The sequence below is a fragment of the Rhodococcus sp. NPDC058505 genome, from assembly GCF_042720095.1.
Classification (GTDB): Bacteria; Actinomycetota; Actinomycetes; order Mycobacteriales; family Mycobacteriaceae; genus Rhodococcus_G.
On record NZ_JBHXNB010000051.1, the window covers coordinates 1 to 5,494 of the forward strand.

7 protein-coding genes are annotated in these 5,494 nt (G+C 69.9%); all 7 read left to right on the forward strand.

All coding sequences use genetic code 11. From position 1 onward, the window contains the following. Positions 1-1,269 (forward strand): acyl-CoA carboxylase subunit beta (locus ACFWPA_RS19535; RefSeq protein ID WP_378571589.1); only part of this gene is annotated, 1,269 nt, incomplete at its 5' end. A gap of 89 nt (positions 1,270-1,358) precedes the next feature. Continuing rightward, the gene (locus tag ACFWPA_RS19540; RefSeq protein WP_378507041.1) at positions 1,359-1,640 is read left to right on the forward strand and encodes an acyl-CoA carboxylase subunit epsilon; all 282 of its coding nucleotides are present in this window, start codon (positions 1,359-1,361) and stop codon (positions 1,638-1,640) included. After that, complete coding sequence (locus ACFWPA_RS19545; protein ID WP_378506896.1) at positions 1,637-2,281, forward strand: Maf family protein; 645 nt, start codon at positions 1,637-1,639, stop codon at positions 2,279-2,281. The genes ACFWPA_RS19540 and ACFWPA_RS19545 overlap by 4 nt, the downstream gene beginning before the upstream one ends. A gap of 87 nt (positions 2,282-2,368) precedes the next feature. Next, on the forward strand, positions 2,369-3,265 hold the full coding sequence (locus ACFWPA_RS19550; RefSeq protein WP_378506895.1) for a sulfurtransferase: 897 nt from the start codon (positions 2,369-2,371) through the stop codon (positions 3,263-3,265). Then, complete coding sequence (locus tag ACFWPA_RS19555) at positions 3,262-3,675, forward strand: SufE family protein (RefSeq protein WP_378506894.1); 414 nt, start codon at positions 3,262-3,264, stop codon at positions 3,673-3,675. Before ACFWPA_RS19550 ends, ACFWPA_RS19555 begins: the two co-directional genes overlap by 4 nt. 46 nt (positions 3,676-3,721) lie before the next feature. Then, a complete protein-coding gene (locus ACFWPA_RS19560; RefSeq protein WP_378506893.1) occupies positions 3,722-5,140 on the forward strand; it encodes a condensation domain-containing protein in 1,419 nt (472 codons plus the stop codon). A gap of 166 nt (positions 5,141-5,306) precedes the next feature. Beyond that, positions 5,307-5,494, forward strand: a 188-nt coding sequence (locus ACFWPA_RS19565) for a biotin carboxylase N-terminal domain-containing protein (RefSeq protein ID WP_378571591.1), incomplete at its 3' end; no start/stop codon positions are given.

The following is a 5,494-nucleotide window of genomic DNA, read 5'->3' on the forward strand; positions in this document are numbered from 1 at the left end:
GGCGAGAAGATCGTCAAGGTGATGGACCTCGCGTTGAAGACCGGGCGCCCGCTGATCGGGATCAACGAGGGCGCAGGCGCCCGCATCCAGGAGGGCGTGGTCTCCCTCGGCCTGTACGGGGAGATCTTCCACCGCAACGTCCAGGCGTCCGGGGTGATCCCGCAGATCTCGCTGATCATGGGCCCCGCCGCCGGCGGCCACGTCTACTCCCCGGCGTTGACCGACTTCGTGGTGATGGTCGATCAGACCTCGCAGATGTTCGTCACCGGCCCCGACGTGATCAAGACCGTCACCGGTGAGGACGTCACGATGGAGGATCTCGGTGGCGCGCACACCCACATGGCGAAGTCCGGTGTCGCGCACTACGTCGCCTCCGGTGAGCAGGACGCCCTCGACTACGTCAAGGACCTGCTCTCGTACCTGCCGAGCAACAATCAGGCCGCCGCGCCCCGGTTGGCGCCGACCGACCCGATCGTCGGGGCGATCGCGGACTCGTTGACCGACGAGGACCTCGAGCTGGACACGATCATCCCCGACAGCGCGAATCAGCCGTACGACATGCACGAGGTGATCCGCCGGCTGCTCGACGACGACGAGTTCCTTGAGGTGCAGGCCGGGCGGGCGATGAACGTGATCGTCGGGTTCGGTCGGATCGACGGCCGCTCCGTGGGCATCGTGGCGAACCAGCCGACGCAGTTCGCGGGGTGTCTGGACATCGACGCCTCGGAGAAGGCGGCCCGGTTCGTCCGGACCTGTGATGCGTTCAATGTGCCGATCGTGACCCTGGTCGATGTGCCGGGGTTCTTGCCGGGGACGGAGCAGGAGTACAACGGCATCATCCGCCGCGGTGCGAAGCTGCTGTACGCGTATGGGGAGGCGACGGTCGGGAAGATCACCGTCATCACCCGCAAGGCGTACGGCGGGGCGTACGACGTGATGGGGTCCAAGCACATGGGTGCGGATGTGAATCTGGCGTGGCCGACGGCGCAGATCGCGGTGATGGGTGCCTCGGGTGCGGTGGGGTTTGTGTACCGCAAGCAGCTCAAGGACGCGGCGGCGGCCGGTCAGGATGTGGATGCGTTGCGTCTGCAGTTGCAGAACGAGTACGAGGACACGCTGGTCAATCCGTATGTGGCTGCCGAGCGTGGGTATGTGGATGCGGTGATTCCGCCGTCGCATACGCGGGGTCAGATCGTGGCGGCGTTGCGGTTGCTTGAACGCAAGATGGTGACGTTGCCGCCGAAGAAGCATGGGAACATTCCCCTGTGAGCGCAGCCGAACACATCAGCACGGTGAGCGCAGCCGAACACATCAGCACGGTGAGCGCGGCCGAATACATTGATGCTGTGACGACACTCATGGACACGACACTCGCCGAGGTTGAGGTGCTGGCCGACGCCGCCGCCGCAGTCGACACCGCCGAGGGAACTGCTAGCGAAGGTATGCAATTGCCGGTCATCAAGGTGCTCAAGGGAAACCCTTCCGACGTCGAGATCGCGGCACTGGTCGCGGTCCTCGCGGCGGCAGGCTCGGGTCAGGCCCCCGCCGACACGACTCCCCCGGACCGCTGGGGTGAGCCGGTCAAGATGCACCGCAGCCGGGCACCGTTTTCGCCGTACGCGTTCCCGAACCGAACGTGACCCGCCTCGTCCTCGCCTCGGCCTCGCCTGCGCGCCGCACGGTCCTGCGCAAGGCGGGGATCGAGCCGTATGTGCACGTGTCCGGGGTGGATGAGGACGCGATCCAGCAGGCCCTCGGCCCGAGGGCCGCTCCGCGTCACGTGGTGACCGAACTGGCCAGGGCCAAGGCCGCCGCCGTTCTCCCCGCGCTGCCCGAAGACATCGTCGCGGACGCCGTGGTGATCGGGTGCGATTCGATGCTGCTGATCGACGGGGAGCTTCAGGGCAAGCCGCACACCGCGGACGTGGCCCGCGCGCGGTGGCGGTCGATGGCCGGGCGCAGCGGAACCCTGCTCACCGGGCACTGCGTGATCCGGGTCCGGGGCGGCGCCCCCGTCGGGGAGGTCGGCGCGGACAGCGCGACGGTCGTGCACTTCGGCACCCCGTCCGGTGACGACCTCGAGGCCTACCTGGAGTCCGGCGAGCCGATGCAGGTGGCGGGCGCGTTCACCCTGGACGGGCTTGGTGGCTGGTTCATCGACCGGATCGAGGGCGACCCGTCCAGCGTGATCGGGATCGGGCTGCCGCTGGTGCGGCAGCTGCTCGGCGAGGTCGGCGTCGGCATCGCCGAACTGTGGACCGCCTGCCCCGCCGAGGGCTGAGCGCGCCGCCCGGCGGGAGCGGCGGAACTCGGGTTACGCCTAGACTTGTGACTGTCAACCCGTAGTCCCACCGTCAGGAGCCCGCCCGTGCCCGTTGCGCCCGATCCCCACCCCTCCTTCGCGGCCTACGCGCACCCGGAACGGCTCGTCACCTCGGAGTGGCTCGGCGCGCACATCGGCGCTCCGGGGATCACGATCGTCGAATCCGACGAGGACGTGCTCCTCTACGACGTGGGGCACATCCCTGGCGCGGTGAAGATCGACTGGCACACCGACCTCAACGACCCGGTGACCCGCGACTACATCGACGGCGAGGCCTTCGCGAAGCTGATGAGCCGCAAGGGCATTCGCCGGGACGACACCGTGGTGATCTACGGCGACAAGAGCAACTGGTGGGCCGCGTACGCGCTGTGGGTGTTCACCCTGTTCGGGCACGAGGACGTGCGGCTGCTCGACGGCGGCCGGGACGCGTGGATCGCGGAGAACCGCGACACCACCCTGGACGTCCCGGAGAAGGCGCCGACCGACTACCCGGTGGTCACCCGCGATGACGCCCCGATCCGCGCATACCGCGACGACGTGCTGGCGCATCTCGGCTCGGGTCCGCTGATCGACGTGCGGTCGCCGCAGGAGTACACCGGGGAACGCACCCACATGCCGGACTACCCGGAGGAGGGCGCGCTGCGCGGTGGGCACATCCCGACCGCGGTGTCGATCCCGTGGGCGAAGGCCGCTGCGCCGGACAGCCGGTTCCGCTCGCGCGCCGAACTGGACGAGATCTACGGCGCGTTCGCCCCGTCCGACGATGTGGTCGCGTACTGCCGGATCGGTGAGCGGTCCAGCCACACCTGGTTCGTCCTCACCCACCTGCTCGGTTTCGAGAACGTGCGCAATTACGACGGTTCGTGGACCGAATGGGGCAACACGGTGCGGGTGCCGATCGTCCGGGGTGACGAGCCCGGCGAGATCCCGGCGATCGCATGAGCCTGCCCGCCCCGCTCGCCGAAATCGTCGACGATTTCGCCGCCGTCTCCGGCCAGGAGAAGCTGCAGCTGCTGCTCGAATTCAGCCGCGAGCTGCCGCCGCTGCCCGCGGAGTTGGAGCAGGCGGCGATGGAACCGGTCCCGGAGTGCCAGTCGCCGCTGTTCCTGTCCGTCGACGCCGACGATCCCGAGCACGTGCGGTTGCATTTCAGTGCCCCACCCGAGGCGCCGACCACCCGCGGCTTCGCGTCGATCCTGCATCAGGGTTTGGACGGGCAGAGCGCGCAGGCGATACTGGAGGTGCCCGGAGACTTCTACTCCGCGCTGGGCTTGGCCGACGCCGTCAGCCCGCTGCGCCTGCGGGGCATGTCCGCGATGCTCACACGCATCAAACGTCATCTGCGGGAGTGAGTGCGCCCCATTCACCGGAGCAGATCGCGAACGACGGGTTCTGCCAATGGAATTCACGGAGCTGGCCGACTATCCGGTGTCGCCGGGCACGGTGACCGAATGGCACCCGACGGTGCCGTTCGACGATGCGGCGCCGGGCGCGGACCCGTGGTACGACGATCCGCGACCGACGTCGTTCGTGCAGGAAACGCGACTGCGCGAGGCCGACGCCAGGGCCGGGGCCGCGCACGAGTCCTGGCTTGGCGCCGCGTTCGAGATCGACGGGGGCCTGGACGCGGACGCGTTCGGGCGCGCGCTCACCGCGTGGATCGACCGGCACGAGGGGCTGCGTAGCCACGCCGCACCCACCGGCCCCGGCGAGGTGCGGCGGCGGACGGTCACCGCGGGGCGGGTGCGGGTGGACGCCGCGCGGCACGGGTACCGCACCTCCGGTGCCGGGAACTTCGAGCACCTGCACGCGCTGTTCGACCGCGCCACCTCCCCCCTATCGTGGCCCGCGTTCGCGTTCGCGACGGTCGAACCACCGGACCGCGACCGGGCGTTCACGGTCTACTTCGCCGCCGATCACGCGCTCGTCGACGGGTATTCGGTGGTTCTCGTCGCCCAGGAAATCGAGACGCTGTACCGCCACGAGCAGCGCGGCGCGGCACCGGACCTGTTCCCGGTCGGCAGCTACCTCGACTTCGCCGCCCGGGAACGGGCAGGGGTCCGGGACCTGGACGCCGCCGATCCCGTCGTCGCATTGTGGCGCGGCCTGCTCGACCTGGGCGGCGGGCGGCTGCCCGAGTTCCCGCTCGCACTCGGGGACCTGCCCGACGCGCCGCCTGCGCAGCGCGGCCTGTCGGCACGGGTCCTCGATGCGGCCGCGGCGGACGCGTTTGCCGTGGTCTGCCGCAAGATCGGCCACGGCTTCTTCCCTGGCGCGCTGGCCTGCCTTGCGGTCGCCGCCGCCGGCCTCACGGACGCGGACCGGTTCGCGGCGGTCGTGCCGATGCACACCCGCGACGCACCGGGCTGGGCCGGATCGGTCGGCTGGTTCGTCGGTGTCGGCCCGATCTCGTTCGGGGTGCGCGGCGCCGGATCGTTCGCCGAGCTGGTGCGCCGCGCGTCGGTCCAGGCGGCCGCCGCGAAGCGGGCGGCCCGGGTTCCGTTCGAGTGGGTCGGCGAGGTCCTCGGCACCGATGCCCGCCCACGGTTCGTGGTCTCGTACATGGATGTGCGGTTCGTTCCCGCCGCGACCAGCTGGACGGACTGGAATGCGCGGGCCCTGCGCAGCAGGCACTATGCGAACGACGTGCACATCTGGGTGAATCGGACCCCGGAGGGGGTCAACGTCGCGGCGCGCTACCCGGCCACCGAGGCCGCGACCGCCGCCGTCCACGACTACCTCGTCCGCCTGCGCACCCTGATGGCCGAGGTCGCCGGAACCGGCACCTGCCGACTGCCCGACCGGGTCACCCGGTGAACCACGAACGTACTGGTCAGTAGCGCCTAGGGTGGCGCCCGGCTCCGGGTGAACCGATCCACCGGCCGGGTGCGGTGACCTCTCGGCCGGTGCCTACACTGCGAGATACTGCCGTCACCAGCCGGCGCTCCCCCGCGGATACCCCTTGCGACCACCAGGAGGCTCAGTGCCCAGTCATGCCAGCGCGCACATCACGAAGGTGCTTGTCGCCAACCGCGGCGAGATCGCGGTGCGGGTGATCCGGGCAGCGAAGGACGCCGGCTACGGCAGCGTCGCCGTCTACGCCGAACCCGACGCCGACGCCCAGTTCGTCAAGCTCGCCGACGAGGCCTTCGCCCTCGGCGGCCAAACCTC

Coding starts and splice junctions, on each gene's coding strand:
- ACFWPA_RS19540 (WP_378507041.1), top strand. CDS start 1,359: ATGGACACGACACTCGCCGAGGTTGAGGTGCTGGCCGACGCCGCCGCC.
- ACFWPA_RS19555 (WP_378506894.1), top strand. CDS start 3,262: ATGAGCCTGCCCGCCCCGCTCGCCGAAATCGTCGACGATTTCGCCGCC.
- ACFWPA_RS19560 (WP_378506893.1), top strand. CDS start 3,722: ATGGAATTCACGGAGCTGGCCGACTATCCGGTGTCGCCGGGCACGGTG.